The sequence below is a fragment of the Pseudomonas putida genome (assembly GCF_028682395.1).
GTDB lineage: Bacteria > Pseudomonadota > Gammaproteobacteria > Pseudomonadales > Pseudomonadaceae > Aquipseudomonas > Aquipseudomonas putida_AB.
Map to the genome: position 1 here is coordinate 211478 of NZ_JANHLC010000001.1, position 18829 is coordinate 230306.

Below are 18829 nucleotides of genomic sequence, written 5' to 3' on the forward strand. Positions count from 1 at the left end.
TTGTAAGGCTAGACGGTTGATTCTAGGCGCTGGCGGTCAGTTTTGGGTAGGCAAAGCGGCCCATTGCACCAGCAGCGCTTCAAGCAGCAACACGCGATTGAGATTAGCTTTGCCCAAGACCTTCTGGCGCTGGGCGAGAATCCAGTCCTGAATATTCAGCACCTTGGTTCGCGCGCTCTTTTGCGCCAGGTACTGCACGACTTTGCGCATATCGTGCAACCCCAGGCCTTCTTCATCTTCAGTCAGCTGATAACGCAACATCAGGTTCGACCAGTCACAGAACCAATCGAATAGCAGCAACAAGGGAATCGCATTCCAGCCTTCGGCCAACTGGGTCGCCGATTGCTGCTGCTTGAGGAGTTTCTTGACCCCTTCCACAACCTGGGCCCGCTGTTCGCGTATGCCCTGCGCTTGCAGCCTGACCGCCGCCAGAGGCGAACCTGCGGCCAGCGTCAGCAGTTCCACGCGTTCTTCGGCGGAACAGTCCGGCAGGGCCTTGGCTAGCCACTCCAGACTGATGCTTTCACTGGGCAGCGGGCAAGCTTGTTGCACACAACGACTGCGAATGGTCGGCAGCAGCCGGCTGGACTGATGGCTAACCAACAGCAGCACGGTATTGCCCGACGGCTCTTCGAGACTCTTGAGCAAGGCGTTGGCGGCATTGATGTTCATCGACTCGACCGGCTCGATCAGCACGACCTTGCGCCCGCCCAACTGGGCGGTCTGCACGACGAAACTGACCAGATCACGCACCTGGTCGACCTTAATCGCCTTGTCCGCCTCTTCCGGCTCGAGAATGTAGTTATCCGGATGGCTGCCGGCCGCCAGCAGCAGGCAGGACTTGCACTCACCGCAGGCATTCAGGCCAACGGGACGCTGACAGAGCAGGCGGTGCATCAGCCGTTCGGCCAGGGCACGCTTGCCGATACCGATCGGACCGTGCAGCAGATAGGCATGGGCGTGCTGGGTACGTCCGGCCAATTGCTGCCAGAGACTCTCCTGCCAGGGGTAGGCCTCAGCCACGGTAGCGCTCCAGCAGGTGCGGCATCAGCACATCGAGCGCCTGCTGAACCTGCTCCAGCGATTGCGCCGCATCAACCAACCGGTAACGCACCGGATCAGCGGCCGCACGCTTGAGGTAGGTACTGCGCACCGCATCGAAAAACACCCGGCCTTCCTGCTCGAAACGATCCAGCCGACCGCGGGCACTGGCCCGGGCCAGGCCGACTTCCACCGGCAGATCGAAGACCAGCGTCAGGTCCGGCTGCAGACCGTTCTGGACAAACTGTTCGAGCACCGCGATACGCTCAGGCGACAAGCCGCGTCCACCGCCCTGGTAAGCGTAAGTGGCATCGGTGAAACGATCACAAAGCACCACGGCGCCACGGGCCAGCGCGGGGCGAATCACTTCGGCCAGATGCTGGGCCCGCGCAGCAAACACCAGCAACAGCTCGGTATCGGCACACATGGCCTCGTCACTAGGCGCCAGAAGAAGCTCGCGAATACGCTCCGCCAGCGGCGTACCACCGGGTTCACGCGTCAGCACCACGTCGATGCCGGCGGCGCGCAGGCGCTCGGCCAGGTACTCGCGATTGGTGCTCTTGCCAGCCCCTTCGGGGCCTTCCAGGGTAATAAACAAGCCAGTCACGGGCGGTCCTTAATAAAAGTCATGGCCGGCCTTGCGGCTCGGGGTCGGCGGGTACGCTCGCGGGCGGCGTTGCACTCGGTGCGGCGGGCGCCGGGCTGGAGCGATAGTCTGCGCGGCGCTTGAGCTGGTACTCGCGCACGGCCGAATTGTGGGCATCCAGATCATCGGAGAACACATGGCTACCATCGCCACGGGCGACAAAATACAGGCTACTGCCCGCGACCGGATGCAAGGCCGCATGAATGGCCTCGCGACCGACCATGGCAATGGGCGTCGGCGGAAGACCGGCAATAACATAAGTGTTGTAGGGCGTTGGTTCGCGCAGATGGGCACGGTTCAGCTTGCCGTTGTAGCGTTCGCCCAGGCCGTAGATCACGGTTGGATCAGTCTGCAACGGCATGCCAATACGCATACGTCGCACAAAGACACCGGCAATCTGCCCACGCTCATGGGGCACCCCTGTTTCCTTTTCCACCAGGGAGGCCATGATCAGCGCCTGATAGGGTTCGGTGTAAGGCAAATCAGGCGCGCGCTTATCCCACTCTTGAGCCAAAACATCTTCCAGGCGCTCGTATGCCTTTTTCAGCAATTCGGCGTCGGTCATGCCCCGTACAAAACGATAGGTATCCGGGAAGAAGCGGCCTTCGGGGAAAACACCGGGGTGACCCAGCTTTTCCATGACCTCGCTGTCACTCAAGCCGGCCAGAGTCTGTTCCAGCTTTTCATGCTTGGCGAGCGCTGTGCGAACCTGGCGAAAGTTCCAACCCTCGACCAGCGTCAGGCTGTACTGAACCACCTCGCCTCGCTGCCAGAGGCCCAGCAGGTCGCGGACACTCATACCAGGGGCCAGGCGATACTCACCACTGTGCAGTGGCTGGCCGTCCAGGTTGAACCGCCAATACAGGCGCAGCCAAAACGCGTCCTGGACAATCCCGCTGGCCTGCAAACGATTGAAGGTACCGCCAGGCGTCGAGCCATTGGGGACATCCAACAATTGCTCCTGGCTCACGTCCAGTTTTTGCTCCAGCACCGAGTGCACCTTCCACGCCGCGCCAGCCAGCAGCAAGCCTGCCAGCACCAACGCGATTTCCAGCAGCACCAAGAGTTTACGTCTCACGAATCAGGCATCCAGTAGCACACGGGCAATGCGTTGCAGTTTACGGGTGAGCGGCCCAACCGGCCAGCTCAGGTCGGCAAAAGCACGCACCGGCCAGACACCGTAGACGCTATTGCACAGGAAGATTTCATCGGCCTGGCGCAACTGCTCCAGGCTGATATCGGTCACGCTGACCTCAAGCCCCAACTGCTCGGCCTGGGCCAGCAGCTCGGCACGCATGACCCCCGCCACACCGCAGCGACGCAAGTCAGCAGTGAGCAGCACGCCACCGCACACCAGGAAAAGATTGCTGAATACCCCTTCGATCACCCGCCCAGAAACATCCAGCATCAAACCTTCGGCATGTTCGCTATCGTGCCATTCGGCACGCGCCAAGACTTGCTCCAGCCGATTCAGATGTTTGAGGCCGGCGAGCAACGGTTGCTCGGCCAGACGTGTCGTGCAGGGAAACAAGCGAATACCGTCTTTACCGTGGCTCGCCGGATAGGCCGCAGGCGGGCTGCCTTGCAGAATCCGTCGCGGCTGCGCGCCCACCACCGCTGCATAACCACGCAGGCTATCACCGCGGGTGATGATCAGCTTGAGGACACCATTATCCAGACCGCCGGCATACGCGAGGATTTCAGCGCGAATCAGCCTCAGGTCAAGGGCAATGCCCAGGCGGGTACCGCCATCGCCCAGACGTTGCAGATGCCGCTCCAGCAAGATTGGCTGCCCGGCCGTGACGGCGATGGTCTCGAACAGACCATCACCGTAAGCCAGGCCGCGATCCTTGAGCGGCAGATCATCGACCGGAAGGCCGTCGACCCAGCTTTGCATTACTCGGCGAACCGGCGGAACACCAGGGAACCATTGGTTCCCCCAAAGCCGAAGGAGTTGGACAGCACCACATCGATCGGCATATTGCGTGCCTCGTGCGGGACGAAGTCCAGATCACAGCCTTCATCGGGCTCATCGAGGTTGATGGTCGGCGGAGCCACCTGGCTATTGATCGCCAGCACACTGAAGATCGCCTCGATGGCGCCTGCGGCGCCCAGCAAGTGGCCAGTCATGGACTTGGTCGAACTGACCGCCAGTTTGTAGGCGTGCTCGCCGAAGACAGTCTTGATCGCTTCAGCTTCAGCCAGATCGCCAGCCGGCGTCGAAGTGCCGTGGGCATTGACGTACTGCACCTGGTCAGCGTTCAGGCGGGCATCGCGCAGGGCATTGGCGATGCAACGCGCCGCGCCTGCACCATCAGCCGGTGGCGATGTCATATGGTAAGCATCACCACTCATGCCAAAGCCGATCAGCTCGGCATAGATGGTCGCACCACGCGCCTTGGCATGCTCCAGCTCTTCGAGTACCAGCGCACCGGCACCATCGGACAATACAAAGCCATCACGGCCCTTGTCCCATGGACGGCTGGCACGGGCCGGCTCGTCATTGCGAGTGGACAGTGCGCGCGAAGCGCCGAAGCCGCCCATACCCAGGCCACAAGCCGCCATTTCGGCACCGCCGGCAATCATCACATCGGCTTCGCCGTAGGCAATGTTGCGCGCCGCCATGCCAATGCAGTGCGTACCGGTGGTACAGGCGGTGGCGATGGCGTAGTTAGGCCCCTGGACACCCAGATGGATGGACAGGAAGCCGGAAATCATATTGATGATCGAGCCTGGCACAAAAAACGGCGAAATCCGTCGTGGGCCCTGATCGTGCAGCGTGCGGCTGGTTTCTTCGATATTGGTCAGACCGCCAATACCCGACCCCATGGCCACGCCGATGCGCTCACGGTTGGCATCGGTCACTTCCAGGCCGGAATTACGCACAGCCTGAAAACCTGCCGCCAATCCGTACTGGATAAACAGGTCGAGCTTGCGGGCCTCTTTGACCGACAAGTATTCCTCGACGTTGAAGCCTTTTACCGAGCCGCCAAAACGGGTGGTATAGGCAGAAAGGTCCGTGTGTTCGATCAGACCAATGCCACTGCGACCAGCCAGAATGCCTTCCCAGGAACTCGGAACATCCGTACCCAGTGGCGACAACATCCCCATACCGGTGACTACGACGCGTCTACGCGACACAGCACTCTCCTTTATTCTATTGACGACACTTTGCATCACGCCTAAAGAAAAAACCGCACGCCATGATGGCAGTGCGGTTTTTCCATGACAGCAAGCGACGATTACAAGCTATTAAGCCTGGTGGCTAGTAACGTAATCGATTGCAGCTTGTACAGTAGTGATTTTTTCGGCTTCTTCGTCAGGGATTTCGGTCTCGAATTCCTCTTCCAGAGCCATCACCAGCTCAACGGTGTCAAGCGAGTCGGCACCCAGGTCTTCAACGAAGGAAGCGCTGTTGGTCACTTCTTCTTCTTTAACGCCCAATTGCTCGGCAACGATTTTCTTGACGCGCTCTTCGATGGTGCTCATACCTTGTTTTCACTCCTAATGGACAAATTCAGGCAGCTGGCCAGTGGGTAAGTGTATAGAAAGGCTTTTCAGCTTTTCAACTGAAAGCTTCCTCCTCGAACCGCACCCACCACCTGCCTATAAATTAATTGCAGCTTTATAACGGATTTTAGACAGCTCGTATGACATTTTTTTGATGCAATCCGTCACATTTAACTCATGTACATCCCGCCGTTCACCGGGATTGTAGCCCCGGTAACGTATGCCGCACCGTCCGACGCCAGAAAAGCGACCACTTGCGCGATCTCCTGTGCCTGCCCCAGACGGCCCAGCGGAATCTGTGTCAGTAGCGCTTCACGCTGTGCTTCCGGCAGTTCACGCGTCATATCGGTATCGATAAACCCAGGCGCTACCGCATTGACCGTAATCGACCGCGAACCGACTTCACGCGCCAGCGCGCGGCTGAAACCTTCCAGACCGGCCTTGGCGGCGGCATAGTTTACTTGGCCTGCGTTGCCCATGGCACCCACAACCGAACCAATACTGATAATTCGCCCCCAACGCGCCTTGGTCATGCCACGCAAAACACCCTTGGAGAGGCGGAACAGACTGTTCAGGTTGGTGTCGACGACATCGTGCCACTCGTCGTCTTTCATGCGCATCATCAGGTTATCGCGGGTGATACCGGCATTATTGACCAGGATCGCCGGCGCACCGAATTGCTCCTGGATGCTCGCCAACACCGCCGCTACCGACTCATCGCTGGTGACGTTGAGTTCCAGGCCCGTGCCCTGGATACCATGTTCCTTGAGGGTCGCCGCGATACGCTCGGCACCGGAAGCGGAAGTGGCGGTACCCACCACCACAGCGCCCAGACGCCCCAATTCCAAAGCGATGGCTTGGCCAATACCACGGCTGGCGCCAGTAACCAGTGCAACTTTACCTTGCAGACTCATGCAGGCTTCTCCTAATTCAGACCAGTGCCGCGCGAGCGGCTTCGAAGGCATCCGGGGTATTCAGGTTGGAAGTGTTCACGCCATCGGCGCAACGCTTGTTCAGGCCCGCCAGGACTTTACCCGGACCGCACTCGACCAGTTCTGTCGCGCCGTTGGCCGCCAGGCACTGGACCGATTCGACCCAGCGTACCGGCTTATAGAGCTGTTCGAGCAGGTCACGCTTGAGTGTCTCGAGGTCGGCAGCCACGGCTGCGCTGACATTCTGCACCAAAGGGATCTGCGGGGCCTGCCAGTCGATCGCCGCGATCGACTCGGCAAAGCGCTCGGCAGCCGGACGCATCAGCTCACAGTGCGAAGGCACGCTGACCGGCAACGGCAAGGCACGCTTGGCGCCTCGCGCCTTGCACGCGTCCATTGCCCGCTCGACCGCCGCCTTGCTACCCGCAATAACCACTTGGCCAGGGGAATTGAAATTCACCGCACTGACCACGTCACCCTGGGCCGATTCGGCGCAAGCAGCAATCACATCGGCATCGTCCAGCCCCAGGATCGCCGCCATGGCGCCCTGCCCGGCCGGCACGGCCTCCTGCATCAATTGCCCACGACGCTCGACCAGCTTGACCGCATCACCCAGGCTCAGGCTGCCGGCGGCAACCAGTGCGCTGTACTCGCCAAGGCTGTGACCGGCCACATAAGCCGGACGCGCACCACCTTCGGCCAACCACAGGCGCCACAGCGCAATGGAGGCGGCCAGAATGGCGGGCTGGGTTTTATCGGTTTGGTTAAGCAGTTCAACCGGGCCTTCCTGGGTCAATGCCCACAGGTCGTAACCCAAAGCCGCGGAGGCCTCTTTAAAAGTGTCGATAATCACCGGGTACTGCGCGCCCAACTCGGCCAGCATGCCGAGGGACTGCGATCCCTGTCCCGGAAAGACGAATGCGAGGGATGTAGACATGTAACAAGCCCCTAATAATCTGGTCGTCGAAGAATTGACGTTCCGCCAACGCGGACGCGAGAAACTGACAGTTGGATGGCTAAAGGTTCCCAGCGGTCACATTTAAGCACTTACCCAAAAAATCGCCTAAGACAGCAGATCTTCCAGGCGGCCATGCAAGCGCTCCGGCAGGTTTTCCTGAATCTCGATCAACGCCCGCTGAATCGCACTTTGAAACCCCTGCACGCCGGCCGAGCCATGGCTCTTTACGACAATGCCTTGCAAGCCCAGAAAGCTCGCACCATTGTGTCGGGCCGGCGCCAGATCGGCCTGCAGGCGCCTCATCAACGGCAATGCCAAAGCCCCCACCATGCGCGACGCCAGGTTACGCTTGAACAGACGTTCGATCCGCGCCGCAATCATCGTGGCCAGACCTTCGCTGGACTTGAGCAGGATATTGCCGACAAACCCGTCGCACACCACCACATCCGCTTCGCCGCGATACAAGCCATCGCCCTCGACAAAACCGATGTAATTCAAGCCACGCGCCTGTTGCAGCAGGCTCGCCGCCAGCTTGACCTGCTGATTCCCCTTGATTTCTTCGGTCCCGATATTCAGCAAGGCAACACGCGGACGCACGACCCCGAGCGCCTCGGCCGCCACCGAGCCCATCACGGCAAAATGCAGCAAGTGCTCGGCACTGCAATCAACGTTCGCCCCCAGGTCAAGCAACTGGCAATAGCCGGCCTCGGTCGGAATCGCTGCGACCATCGCCGGCCGATCGATGCCCGGCAGGGTTTTGAGGATGTAGCGCGACAAGGCCATCAACGCCCCGGTATTGCCCGCGCTGACACAGGCCTGGACCTTGCCATCACGCAATAACTCCAGCGCCACGCGCATCGAGGAGTCCGGCTTGCCGCGCAAGGCCTGCGCCGGCCGCTCATCCATGCCGATAACCTGCATGGCCGGCACAATCGTCAGGCGCGAGCGATCCACAGCCGATTGGCTGGCGATCAGTTCTTCAATGAGGGAGGGTTGGCCGACAAGGACCAGGTGTAACGAGGGCGTAGCAGACAGGCAGGCGAGGCTGGCCTGGACAATGCTGCGGGGACCGAAGTCCCCGCCCATTGCGTCGATCGCGATGATCTGAGCGGACAAGATTTACTCGTCAGCGCCCTTGTCGATCACTTTACGGCCACGGTATACGCCTTCTGGCGATACGTGGTGACGCAGGTGAACTTCACCGGTGGTCTTTTCTACGGACAGAGTGCTTGCCTCGAGAGCATCGTGCGAACGACGCATGTCACGGGCGGAGCGGGATTTTTTGTTCTGCTGAACAGCCATAATTGATTAACTCCTAAACGTTTGGGTCACGCTTTAACTGCGCCAATACACTGAACGGGTTGGACCGCGTTACCTCGTCCTCGCTCGGCTCAGGCTCTTCGAGCCCGTCCGGCTGCTGGCATTCTTCCGGATGATGAGCAGGCACAATGGGCAAGGCAAGCAAAAGCTCTTCCTCGATCAAAGCCTGCAGATCCAAAGGATCCTCGCCCAGTTCCAGCACGTCATAACCTTTCGGTAACGACTGGGTATTCGCACCCTCTTTCACCACAGCGTAACTGCATTCGCTGTGGATCGGCAGGGTGACCAGCTCAAGACAACGCTGGCAAACCATTTTGACTTCGACGTCGATAGCACTGTGGATAACCACAGATTTACGTTCGTCGCGCTCAAAAATGAATTTCGCCTGCACCGTACCGACAGTGTCGGAAAGCGGGTCGCAGAGTCTCTCCAAATCGGCCAGCAGCAGTTCACCTTGAAGGGTGGTGCCACGGTCAGCCAATTTGCGCGGGTCAACGTGAGGTGGAATCGGGTCATTCAACATAGGCGCAGCATTATAGGGATGCCCCCAGCCATGTCAAAGGAAATTCAGCCCTGTCCGCCCGCTGACCAGCTGGCTAGAATCAGCGTCCATCTTCAGGAGAGACTCATGCTGCCGCTGCTGCTCGCTTCAAGCTCGATATATCGCCGCGAATTGCTCGCCCGCCTGCGCCTGCCCTTTACTTGCAGCTCGCCGGATATCGACGAATCCCCTCGCCCTGGCGAAACGGCCAGCGACCTGGTTCAACGCCTGGCACGCGAGAAGGCCCAAGCCCTTGCCGGTAGCCATGCAAGCCACTTGATCATCGGCTCGGACCAGGTTGCCGTGCTCGATGGCCGCATACTCGGCAAGCCTCACACCTTCGCCAAGGCCTTTGAGCAGCTTAGCGCCGCCAGCGGCACCCGCGTAACCTTCCAGACTGGCCTGGCGCTACTCAACAGCCAGACCGGGCACTGCCAGGTAGACTGCATTCCCTTCACCGTTCATATGCGCGAACTCAGCCCCGAGCGGATCACGCGCTATCTGCTGGCAGAACAGCCTTATGACTGCGCCGGCAGCTTCAAAGCTGAAGGCCTGGGCGTCAGCCTGTTTCAAAGCACCGAAGGACCCGACGCCACCAGCCTGATCGGCCTGCCACTCATCCGCCTGGTAGACATGCTGCTCACAGAAGGCGTCGACCTCCCCTAAAGCCCCACACCCGAATTGAAAAAACCGGTCAAAAGACCGGTTTTTTTCATACTCGCATCAGGTTCACCGCAAGCTTGGCCCCTGAAAGCCCATCCACATTGCCAGATGCTCGGCAACGCTGGCTCCCAGTCTTTTGGAGAAACGATCAAAAGGCGACTCCTGCACGGTAAAGTCCACCAGGTCCTTTTCACCGACCACATCACGCGCCACCGAACTGGCACTGCCCAACCCATCGATCAACCCCAGCTGCAAAGCCTGCTCGCCGGACCAGACCAGCCCCGAGAACAGCTCGGGATGCTCCTTGTCCTTCAAGCGCTCACCACGCCCCTGCTTGACGCTGGCAATGAACTGACGATGAGTGGTGTCGAGCACGCCCTGCCAGAACTGCGTTTCATCGGGCTTTTGCGGCTGGAACGGATCGAGAAACGACTTGTGCTCACCCGAGGTGTAGACACGCCGCTCAACCCCCAACTTCTCCATCGCGCCAACAAAGCCGTAGCCTGCCGCTGTTACGCCAATGGAGCCCACCAGGCTGGCCTTGTCGGCATAGATCTGGTCCGCCGCACTGGCAATGTAGTAAGCGCCGGAGGCGCCCAGGTCGCTGATGACCGCATACACCTTGGTATCCGGATGCAAGCCACGCAGGCGCCGGATCTCGTCATAGACATAACCCGACTGCACCGGGCTGCCGCCCGGGCTATTGATGCGCAGCACAATCCCCTTGACCCTGGGATCCTCGAAGGCCGCCCGCAGGCTACCGACCAGGTTATCGGCACTGGCCGACTCCTTGTCCGCAATCATCCCGCGCAGCTCGATCAAGGCCGTATAACTGGCACCGCTCGCGGCATTTTTTTCCATATCCATCAGTGGCGTGAACAGCGCCAACGCGACAAACAGATACACAAAGGTCAGCAGCTTGAAGAAGATCCCCCAACGCCGCGAACGACGCTGCTCCTGAACACCCACCAAGAGGGTTTTTTCCAGCAACTTCCAGCTTTTATCTTCGCCGCCCTCGGTGTTTGCCGGGGCCGGAGCCTTCCATTCGTCAGCCATGTCCACTCACCCCAATACCGTATTTAAGCAACACCCCGGCCCAGCCAGGTCTGCAGCTCGGAAAAACGCTCTATCGCCAGCCGCGGCCGATAGGCCTGCAACGCCCCCAGATCCAGCGCCCCATAGCCTACCGCCACCGAATCCATGCCGGCATTGTTGGCCATTTGCAAGTCGAACGAGGAATCACCCACCATCAAGGCCTGGCGCGCCGCAACACCGCAATGGTCAAGAATCTGCTCTAACATCAACGGATGCGGCTTGCTGGCCGACTCATCCGCCGCGCGCGTGATATCGAAATAACCCTGCCACCCATGGGCGCCGAGCACCCGATCCAGCCCACGCCGCGCCTTGCCGGTAGCCACCGCCAGTTTGTAGCCCTGGCGACGAAACGCCTCTAGCGACTCGACCACACCGGGAAACAGTGGCGAGGGCTCAACATCCAGCGCCATATAGCTTTGGGCATAGCACTGACGAAACGCGACCAGCTCATCATCGCTGATATGCGGATAGAGACTGCGTATCGCCTCAGGCAAACCCAGGCCAATAATGCCTTTGATGGCCAACTCATCCCGCGGTGCATAACCGAAAGTGACGGACGCCTCGATCATCGCCTGGACAATCCGACCAATGGAGTCGGCCAGGGTGCCATCCCAATCGAAAATCAGCAGCTGGTAATCAGGATGCACTCAGGCGCTCCACCGTCTTGGCCCACATGTCATCCACTGGCGCCTGCAATTTCAGCTCGCCACCCTCGGGCAGCGGCACCGTCAGCATGTAGGCATGCAAAAACAACCGCTTGCCCCCCAACTCGCGAATCTCGCGGGAGAAATCCTCGTCGCCATACTTGCTGTCGCCGGCAATGCAGTGCCCGGCATGCAAGGTGTGCACACGAATCTGATGGGTCCGTCCCGTCACCGGTTTGGCCTCGACCATCGTGGCGAACTCGCCGAAGCGACGCAGCACCTTGAACACGGTCAACGCTTCCTTGCCTTCCTCGTTGACCTCAACCATCCGCTCGCCAGAGCGCAGATTGCTCTTGAGCAGCGGCGCGCGCACCTGCTTGATCGAAGTTGCCCAGTGACCGCGGACCAGCGCCATGTAACGCTTGTCGACACCATCGCCGCGCAGTGCCGCGTGCAAATGGCGCAACATGCTGCGCTTTTTGGCGATCATCAGCAGACCCGACGTATCCCGATCCAGGCGATGAACCAGTTCGAGCTCCTTGGCATCCGGGCGCAACTGGCGAAACGCCTCGATCACCCCGAAGTTCAGTCCGCTGCCACCGTGCACCGCAATACCGGCCGGCTTGTTGATCACGATCAGCGCCTTGTCTTCAAAAACAATCGAAGCCTCCAGGCGCTGCAGCAACCCCTGAGCCAAAGGCACCGGCTCATCGCGCTCGGGTACCCGTACCGGCGGAACACGCACGATATCGCCGGCCTGCAACTTGTATTCGGGCTTGATCCGCCCCTTGTTCACGCGCACTTCGCCTTTACGCAAAATGCGATAAATCAAGGTCTTGGGAACGCCCTTGAGTCGGGCAAGTAGGAAATTATCAATTCTTTGGCCGGCATATTCCGGCGAGACCTCAAGCAGTTGGACGCCTGGGGTCGAGGGGGCAGTAGTCGTCATGGTGCGAATCATAACAATTTTTTATGGAATTGAAGCACTTAATCATTGCTGCTATAGTCGCGAACGCCGCCAAAAGCGGCCTGGACAGAGGACAAACGGCAAACAGCCGGCCCTGACCAACGCAATTCATCAGGACGCGAGGCCGTCCTACGGGGCTTTCATTATTAAAGGGAAGTTCTGGACTGTAACAAGCGCAGGTGACATGAGGCCTGAAGCGAGCCGGAAAGCAGAGTAACTACTCGCCTACCGCGCCGATATTTACGGCCAGTTCACAAAGTGCAGTCAGTCCCGAACCACACCTCGACGAATGCTTCGGAAACAACGCCTAAATTAGCCATGATGCGTGAACTTCCTTTGTGAAGAACACGGTAAATGCCAACCCGTTGCGGATTCTGCGCGCGGCAGCACCCGAATTATCAGGGATACGTGTAGGGTGGAGATGCACAACCGTCGGACTGTGTAGCACTAGGCTTTATCAAGACGCTTCATATCGTCCACAGCCGCGGTTGATTCCTCCTCCTGATCAAGCTTTTGCTAACAGGTGCCTTTGGTCACCACAGCAAGCAGGACGTGTCAGTCGCGACTTCGCCCCCTTTGGTCGAACCTCGCTAGACACTGGAGTGGCCAACCACTCCTGACGCACCTGACACCGACCGTGAGAAGTCGTGTGTGCCGAACGCCGTTTCCGGCAGCCCGGAAACCGACGGTACTACATGAAAAGAATGTTGATTAACGCAACTCAACCCGAAGAGTTGCGTGTTGCACTGGTAGATGGCCAGCGCCTCTATGATCTGGATATCGAATCCGGTGCCCGCGAGCAGAAGAAGGCCAATATCTATAAAGGCCGGATTACTCGTATCGAACCAAGCCTTGAGGCTGCCTTTGTCGATTTCGGCTCCGAGCGCCACGGCTTCCTGCCCCTCAAAGAAATCTCCCGCGAATACTTCAAGAAAGCCCCCGAAGGCCGCGTCAACATCAAAGACGTCCTGACCGAAGGCCAGGAAGTGATCGTTCAGGTCGAGAAAGAAGAACGTGGCAACAAGGGCGCAGCCCTGACCACCTTTATCAGCCTCGCCGGCCGTTACCTGGTCCTGATGCCGAACAACCCACGCGCCGGCGGCATCTCGCGCCGCATCGAAGGCGAAGAGCGCAATGAACTGCGCGAAGCGCTGAACGGCCTGGTCGCTCCAGCCGACATGGGCCTGATCGTGCGCACTGCCGGCCTGGGCCGCAGCAGCGAAGAAATGCAGTGGGACCTCGATTACCTGCTGCAACTCTGGACCGCCATCAAAGAAGCCTCGCTGGATCGCTCCGCGCCATTCCTGATCTACCAGGAAAGCAACGTGATCATCCGCGCCATCCGCGATTACCTGCGCCAGGACATCGGCGAAGTGTTGATCGACAGCGTCGAAGCCCAGGACGAAGCCCTGACCTTCATTCGCCAGGTGATGCCGCAGTACGCCAGCAAGATCAAACTGTACGAAGACAGCGTTCCGCTGTTCAACCGCTTCCAAATCGAAAGCCAGATCGAAACCGCCTTCCAGCGCGTCGTCGAACTGCCTTCCGGCGGCTCCATCGTGATCGACCCGACCGAAGCCCTGGTGTCCATCGACATCAACTCGGCGCGTGCCACCAAAGGCAGCGACATCGAAGAGACCGCACTGCAGACCAACCTTGAAGCCGCCGAAGAAATCGCCCGTCAGTTGCGCCTGCGCGACATCGGCGGCCTGATCGTCATCGACTTCATCGACATGACCCCTGCCAAGAATCAGCGGGCCGTGGAAGAGAAAGTCCGCGAATGCCTGGAAGCTGACCGTGCACGCGTCCAGATCGGCCGTATCTCGCGTTTCGGCCTGCTGGAAATGTCCCGTCAGCGTCTGCGCCCTTCCCTGGGTGAAAGCAGCGGCATCGTCTGCCCGCGTTGCAACGGCACCGGCATCATCCGTGACGTTGAATCGCTGTCCCTGGCGATCCTGCGCCTGATCGAAGAAGAAGCCCTGAAAGACCGCACTGCCGAAGTTCGCGCCCAGGTGCCGATCCCGGTCGCTGCGTTCCTGCTCAACGAAAAACGCAACTCGATCACCAAGATCGAACTGCGCACCCGCGCCCGTATCGTGATCCTGCCGAACGATCACCTCGAGACGCCGCACTTCGAAGTGCAGCGCTTGCGTGACGACAGCCCGGAAGCTCACACCAACCAGTCCAGCTACGAAATCGCAGCGGCAGCCGCCGAAGTCGAGGAAGTCCAGCCGGCCGCCGCGACCCGCACCCTGGTCCGCCAGGAAGCCGCCGTGAAGACCGCGCCGGCCCGTGCCAACGCACCGGTTCCAAGCGAAGCCGCCGCCCCTGTCGCACCGGTTGCCGCCCCTGCCGAGCCAAGCCTGTTCAAGGGCCTGGTGAAATCGCTGGTCAGCCTGTTCGCTACCAAGGAAGAGCCTGCCGCTCCCGCCGTGGTCGAGAAGCCGACCACCGAACGCCAGCCACGTAATGAAGAGCGTCGCAACGGCCGCCAGCAGAGCCGCAATCGCAACAACCGTCGCGATGACGAGCGCAAGCCACGCGAAGAACGTGCCCCACGTGAAGAGCGCGCACCACGTGAAGAGCGTGCCCCACGCGAGACCCGCGAAGAGACTCCAGCAGTCGCCCGCGAAGAACGCGCACCTCGCGCTCCGCGTGAAGAGCGTCAACCACGCGCGCCACGTGAAGACCGCAAGCCACGCGGCGAAGGCCGTGAGGAGCGCGTCCGCGAACTGCGCGAGCCACTCGACGCAGCTCCAGCAGCTCCAGCAGCTGCCGGCGAAGAGCGTCCAGCCCGTCCGCCACGCGAAGAGCGTCAGCCACGCACCCCACGTGAAGAGCGCCAGCCGCGCCCTGAACAAGTGGTCGCCGCGTCGAGCGAAGAAGAAGTGCTGCCAGGCGAAGAGCAACTGCAGGACGAAAGCCAGGACAACGCCGAAGGCGATCGTCCACGCCGCCGCTCCCGTGGCCAGCGTCGTCGCAGTAACCGTCGCGAGCGTCAACGCGATGCCGACGGCAATGTCATCGAAGGCTCGGAAGAGTCCGGCGAAGAAGGCAGCGAAGCCACCAGCGCCGAACTGGCTGCCGGCCTGGCCGTTACCGCCGCAGTCGCCAGCTCGGTCATCAGCGCTCCGGCTGAAGCCCAGGCGCACGAGCAAGCCGAGCGCGCCACGGCCGCTGTCATTGAAACGCCAGTAAGCGGCGAAGTAGAAACAGCCGAGGTCGCTCACACACCTTCACCGCAGGCCGAAAGCGCACCGCAGGCCGAACAGGTCCCTGCCCAGGCATCGCACGAAGCTCAGGTTATCGAGGCTCAGGTTGTCGAAGCTCCAGCTACCGAAGCCCAGGCTGTCGTTGAAGCCACTCCAGTCGTCGAGCCTGTAGCGGTTGAAGCCGTCGCCCAAGAGCCTGTCCGCGAACAAGCGGCTTTCGAACCCGCCGTGGCGGTTGCTGCCGAGCCTGTTGTCGAAGCTCAAGCCAGTGAAGCCGCGCAGATCGAAGCCACTATCGAGCCGCAGCCTGTTGCAGTGACTGCTGAAGCCGTCACCGAAGTGATCGCCGTCCAGGAAGCGCCGCAAGCGCCAGTGGTCGAGCCGGTTGCCGTGGTCGAAGCGCCTGCCGAAGCCGTTGCCGAAGCAGCCCCCGCCAACGCGCTGACCAGCAATGGCCGAGCGCCGAACGACCCACGCGAAGTGCGTCGTCGTAAGCGTGAAGCCGAGCGCCTGCAGAAAGAGGCCGAATTGGCCGCTGCTGCAGCACCGGCGGTCGAAGCCGTCGCCGAACCCGTTGCCGTCATTGCCGAAGCCGCGCAGGAAACTGCCCCGGTGATCGACGAGAACCTGCAATCGGCAGAGGAAGTGGTAGAGCACAACGCCAAGGCCCAGGAAGAAGAGCACGAGCCTAAACCCCTCGCCTGATTCCCTGCGCCACTAAAAGCCCCGCCTGGTTAGCCAGGCGGGGCTTTTTTATGCCTGCCCGCAGCCCAGCGAGTCCAGGAACGCGCAGAAGTCGTCAGCGTAAAGCTCACAAAAAAGGCCCCGTACGGTTCTCCGTGCGGGGCCTTTGGTTTACCTCTGCCACTCAGTACAGATTAGGTTCCATCTCCAAGCTCACATTGAAGCGCTCGCAGACGTCCTGCTGAATCCGCCGCGCCAGGTGCAACAGTTGCAGGCCCGTGGCCGTGCCGTAGTTGACCAACACCAGCGACTGCAAGCGATGCACACCGGCATCGTCCTCACGAAAGCCCTTCCAGCCGGCTTGCTCGATCAACCAGCCCGCCGCAAGCTTCACCTGGCCATCAGCCTGTGGATAACCGACCAGGCCCGGGTAACTGAGTTTGATCTGTGCCGCCAACACCGCGGACACGATCGGGTTCTTGAAGAAGCTACCGGCATTGCCCAGCACAGCCGGGTCCGGCAGTTTCTCGCTGCGAATACTGCAGATGGCCTGGCTGACATCACTGGCCGTCGGCTGCTCGATACCTTGCTCACTCAGACGCTGACGCACTGGACCATAGTCCAGATGCAACTGCGTCGTGCGCTTGAGCTCGAAGCGCACGCGCAAAATCAGCCAACGGCCGACTTCGTGCTTGAAGAGGCTGTCGCGATACGCAAAATTGCACTCCTCCAGCGTGAACTCGCGCAAGGCACCGCTCTGGCGATCCAGCGCGGTCAGGCCGGCGAACACATCCTTGATCTCCACCCCATAGGCGCCGATATTCTGCATGGGCGCAGCGCCGACGGTCCCAGGAATCAGGCTGAGATTCTCCAACCCGGACAAGCCCTGCTGCAGCGTCCACAGGACAAAGGGATGCCAGGCCTCCCCCGCTTCCGCCTCGACGATAACCCGCACACCGTCATCGCTCAGCACCCGCAACCCACGCGTTGCCATGCGCAGCACCAGCGCCGGAATATCGGCCGTCAGCAGCAGGTTGCTGCCGCCACCGATAACCAGTAATGGCAGCTCACGGGATTGGGCGCATGCCAGGGCTTCACGCACGTCGGCATCGCTATGGGCCTCGGCAAACAGTTGCGCGCGTACGTCGACCCCAAAACTGTTGTAAGGCTTGAGAGACACCGCCGTTTGCAGGTGCAGGGTCATAGACGCCCCTTCAATTCGACCACCAGCCGATCACAGGCGCGCTCGATCAGATCCAGGACCTGTTCAAAACCTTGGTCACCGTCGTAATAGGGATCGGGCACTTCATCCACCACCCCTTCGTAGCGACGTAGAAACAGGTCCAGATCGGCCGTGCCGTGGACCGGGCGCAATGCCTCGAGATTACGCAGGTTGCTCTGATCCATCGCCAGGATCAGGTCATAGCGCTGGAAGTCTGCGCCACTCACCTGCTGTGCCCGCTGGGCAGACAGGTCGTAGCCACGGCGCAACGCCGCCGCCTGGCTGCGCCGGTCCGGCGCCTTGCCAACATGCCAGTCACCCGTACCCGCGGAGGCCACATTGACCCGTTCAGCCAAACCGGCCGCGCGCAATTTATGCCGCAACACACCTTCAGCAGTAGGCGAACGGCAGATATTTCCCAGGCAGACAAACAGAACCCGCATCAGGCCTCCAGCAGGCGCCGAACGCGCTCAAGATCTTCAGGCGTATCCACCCCCGCCGGTGGCGCTTGCAGCGCGTCAGCGACGTGGATCCGCACGCCATGCCAAAGCGCGCGAAGCTGCTCCAGCCGCTCGGTATTTTCCAGCCAGCACGGCCCCCATGCCACGAAGTCGTGGAGGAAACCAGCACGGTAAGCGTAGATGCCGATATGCCGACGATACGGCACGCCCTGCGGTATTTGCTCGCGGCTCACGGCAAAGTCGTCCCGCGCCCAGGGCAGCGTCGCACGGCTGAAGGTCAGGGCCAGACCGTTGATATCACTCAACACCTTGACCACATTCGGATTGAACAACGCTTCCAGGCTATCGATCGGCTCGGCCAGAGTGGCCATCTGTGCCTCGCCATGAGCCGCCAGATTGGCCGCCACCTGGTCGATGACCGCTGGCGGAATCAGCGGTTCGTCGCCCTGCACATTGACCACGATCGCGTCCGGCGCCAGACCCAGCTGGCTCGCGACTTCGGCCAAACGATCAGTGCCGGATTCATGATCCTCGCGAGTCAGCACCACTTCGGCACCAAAGGCCCGGCAGGCGTCGACAATGCGCGCATCGTCAGTGGCGATCACCACACGCTGGGCGCTGCTCTTGCAGGACTGCTCCCAGACGTGCTGAACCATCGGCTTGCCCGCAATCATTTGCAGGGGCTTGCCAGGCAGACGCGTGGAGGCGAAGCGCGATGGAATGACGACGGTGAAATCCGGCTTCATTTATCCAGACGCTCGTCGTTACTCAGGGTACGGGCTTCGCTTTCGAGCATCACCGGGATGCCATCGCGAATCGGGTATGCCAGGCCGGCGCCCTTGCTGATCAGCTCGGTCTTGTCGGCGCTGAGCTTGAGCGGGCCCTTGCAAATCGGGCAAGCCAGGATGTCGAGCAGTTTGGTGTCCATGGAGT

Annotated in this window: 20 protein-coding genes; 2 read left to right on the forward strand and 18 right to left on the reverse strand. The window is 60.6% G+C overall.

What is annotated here, in order from left to right:
- Nucleotides 1-36: 36 nt before the first annotated feature.
- The 11 genes from NPS46_RS00985 to NPS46_RS01035 all read right to left on the reverse strand — a co-directional run bounded on the left by NPS46_RS00985 (nt 37) and on the right by NPS46_RS01035 (nt 8930).
- Entirely contained in the window at nt 37-1023 is a 987-nt protein-coding gene (locus NPS46_RS00985) for a DNA polymerase III subunit delta' (protein ID WP_274104529.1), read from the reverse strand.
- On the reverse strand, nt 1016-1648 hold the full coding sequence (gene tmk / locus NPS46_RS00990) for a dTMP kinase (RefSeq protein WP_274104530.1): 633 nt from the start codon (nt 1646-1648) through the stop codon (nt 1016-1018). The genes NPS46_RS00985 and tmk overlap by 8 nt, the downstream gene beginning before the upstream one ends.
- A gap of 19 nt (nt 1649-1667) precedes the next feature.
- On the reverse strand, nt 1668-2765 hold the full coding sequence (gene mltG / locus NPS46_RS00995) for an endolytic transglycosylase MltG (protein WP_274104531.1): 1098 nt from the start codon (nt 2763-2765) through the stop codon (nt 1668-1670).
- A 3-nt stretch (nt 2766-2768) separates the two neighbouring features.
- Nucleotides 2769-3584 carry an aminodeoxychorismate lyase gene (pabC, locus tag NPS46_RS01000; RefSeq protein WP_274104532.1) on the reverse strand — a complete coding sequence of 272 codons (816 nt, stop codon included), beginning with the start codon at nt 3582-3584 and terminating at the stop codon, nt 2769-2771.
- The gene (gene fabF / locus NPS46_RS01005) at nt 3584-4828 is read right to left on the reverse strand and encodes a beta-ketoacyl-ACP synthase II (RefSeq protein WP_274104533.1); all 1245 of its coding nucleotides are present in this window, start codon (nt 4826-4828) and stop codon (nt 3584-3586) included. Before fabF ends, pabC begins: the two co-directional genes overlap by 1 nt.
- 111 nt (nt 4829-4939) lie before the next feature.
- Entirely contained in the window at nt 4940-5176 is a 237-nt protein-coding gene (gene acpP / locus NPS46_RS01010; protein ID WP_004371293.1) for an acyl carrier protein, read from the reverse strand.
- A 191-nt stretch (nt 5177-5367) separates the two neighbouring features.
- Nucleotides 5368-6111, reverse strand: coding sequence for a 3-oxoacyl-ACP reductase FabG (fabG, locus tag NPS46_RS01015; RefSeq protein ID WP_274104534.1), 744 nt, complete (start codon nt 6109-6111; stop codon nt 5368-5370).
- 16 nt (nt 6112-6127) lie between these two features.
- Nucleotides 6128-7066, reverse strand: a complete 939-nt coding sequence (gene fabD / locus NPS46_RS01020) for an ACP S-malonyltransferase (RefSeq protein ID WP_274104535.1) — start codon at nt 7064-7066, stop codon at nt 6128-6130.
- A gap of 126 nt (nt 7067-7192) precedes the next feature.
- Entirely contained in the window at nt 7193-8203 is a 1011-nt protein-coding gene (gene plsX, locus NPS46_RS01025; RefSeq protein WP_274104536.1) for a phosphate acyltransferase PlsX, read from the reverse strand.
- Between the two features lie 3 nt (nt 8204-8206).
- A complete protein-coding gene (gene rpmF, locus NPS46_RS01030) occupies nt 8207-8389 on the reverse strand; it encodes a 50S ribosomal protein L32 (protein WP_003179396.1) in 183 nt (60 codons plus the stop codon).
- A gap of 13 nt (nt 8390-8402) precedes the next feature.
- Nucleotides 8403-8930 (reverse strand): YceD family protein, encoded by a 528-nt coding sequence (locus tag NPS46_RS01035; RefSeq protein WP_274104537.1) that lies wholly within the window; start codon nt 8928-8930, stop codon nt 8403-8405.
- Between the two features lie 105 nt (nt 8931-9035).
- Here NPS46_RS01035 and NPS46_RS01040 point away from each other — a divergent pair, with 105 nt between their 5' ends.
- The gene (locus NPS46_RS01040; protein ID WP_274104538.1) at nt 9036-9614 is read left to right on the forward strand and encodes a Maf family protein; all 579 of its coding nucleotides are present in this window, start codon (nt 9036-9038) and stop codon (nt 9612-9614) included.
- Between the two features lie 63 nt (nt 9615-9677).
- Here the strand turns inward: NPS46_RS01040 and NPS46_RS01045 are convergent, their stop codons facing one another.
- Genes NPS46_RS01045 through rluC form a run of 3 tightly spaced genes read right to left on the reverse strand, consistent with a single transcriptional unit; the run spans nt 9678 to nt 12299 of the window.
- A complete protein-coding gene (locus tag NPS46_RS01045) occupies nt 9678-10667 on the reverse strand; it encodes a S49 family peptidase (protein WP_274104539.1) in 990 nt (329 codons plus the stop codon).
- 23 nt (nt 10668-10690) lie between these two features.
- Nucleotides 10691-11353 (reverse strand): HAD-IA family hydrolase, encoded by a 663-nt coding sequence (locus NPS46_RS01050; RefSeq protein ID WP_274104540.1) that lies wholly within the window; start codon nt 11351-11353, stop codon nt 10691-10693.
- A complete protein-coding gene (rluC, locus tag NPS46_RS01055) occupies nt 11343-12299 on the reverse strand; it encodes a 23S rRNA pseudouridine(955/2504/2580) synthase RluC (RefSeq protein WP_274104541.1) in 957 nt (318 codons plus the stop codon). The genes NPS46_RS01050 and rluC overlap by 11 nt, the downstream gene beginning before the upstream one ends.
- A 713-nt stretch (nt 12300-13012) precedes the next feature.
- Here rluC and rne point away from each other — a divergent pair.
- Nucleotides 13013-16234, forward strand: a complete 3222-nt coding sequence (gene rne / locus NPS46_RS01060; protein WP_274104542.1) for a ribonuclease E — start codon at nt 13013-13015, stop codon at nt 16232-16234.
- A 163-nt stretch (nt 16235-16397) separates the two neighbouring features.
- On the opposite strand, the gene murB is transcribed toward rne, so the two are convergent.
- Genes murB through NPS46_RS01080 form a run of 4 tightly spaced genes read right to left on the reverse strand, consistent with a single transcriptional unit; the run spans nt 16398 to nt 18824 of the window.
- Nucleotides 16398-17417, reverse strand: a complete 1020-nt coding sequence (gene murB, locus NPS46_RS01065) for a UDP-N-acetylmuramate dehydrogenase (RefSeq protein ID WP_274104543.1) — start codon at nt 17415-17417, stop codon at nt 16398-16400.
- Entirely contained in the window at nt 17414-17878 is a 465-nt protein-coding gene (locus NPS46_RS01070; protein ID WP_274104544.1) for a low molecular weight protein-tyrosine-phosphatase, read from the reverse strand. Before NPS46_RS01070 ends, murB begins: the two co-directional genes overlap by 4 nt.
- The gene (kdsB, locus tag NPS46_RS01075) at nt 17878-18642 is read right to left on the reverse strand and encodes a 3-deoxy-manno-octulosonate cytidylyltransferase (protein WP_274104545.1); all 765 of its coding nucleotides are present in this window, start codon (nt 18640-18642) and stop codon (nt 17878-17880) included. The genes NPS46_RS01070 and kdsB overlap by 1 nt, the downstream gene beginning before the upstream one ends.
- Nucleotides 18639-18824, reverse strand: coding sequence for a Trm112 family protein (locus tag NPS46_RS01080; RefSeq protein ID WP_274104546.1), 186 nt, complete (start codon nt 18822-18824; stop codon nt 18639-18641). Before NPS46_RS01080 ends, kdsB begins: the two co-directional genes overlap by 4 nt.
- Between the last annotated feature and the right edge of the window lie 5 nt (nt 18825-18829).